A 246-nucleotide genomic window follows, 5' to 3' on the forward strand; every position below is an offset into this window, starting at 1 on the left:
GGCCTCGGTCTGCAGTTCCACGAAGCGGTGCTTAACAACGTCGCCGATACTGATCAGCCCGACGAGCTTGCCCTGCTCGACCACCGGCAGATGCCGGATCCGGTGCACCGTCATTTCGTGCAGGATAATGTCCCTCGTCTATTGAGTGCAGCCGATGGAGTAATTGTGGCAAGTTCTCTCAAGCGAAATGGGAATATTCAGAATCCGATTGATCCGATTCGGGTCAGTCAGTTTGTAGAAGCGGTG

Annotated in this window: 2 protein-coding genes; one reads left to right on the top strand and one right to left on the bottom strand. The window is 54.5% G+C overall.

Features of this window, described 5'->3' with window-relative positions; translation table 11 throughout:
- Positions 1 to 114: CBS domain-containing protein (locus R0J87_RS23315; RefSeq protein ID WP_498889348.1), on the bottom strand; the 114-nt coding region annotated here is incomplete at its 3' end.
- Between R0J87_RS23315 and R0J87_RS23320 the strand changes: the two genes are divergently transcribed.
- A partial coding sequence (locus R0J87_RS23320) for a BtpA/SgcQ family protein (RefSeq protein ID WP_498889350.1) occupies positions 91 to 246 on the top strand: 156 nt, incomplete at its 3' end. The genes R0J87_RS23315 and R0J87_RS23320 overlap by 24 nt on opposite strands.

Origin of the sequence: Halomonas sp. SIMBA_159 (assembly GCF_046536035.1) — a bacterium.
Classification (GTDB): domain Bacteria; phylum Pseudomonadota; class Gammaproteobacteria; order Pseudomonadales; family Halomonadaceae; genus Vreelandella; species Vreelandella venusta_A.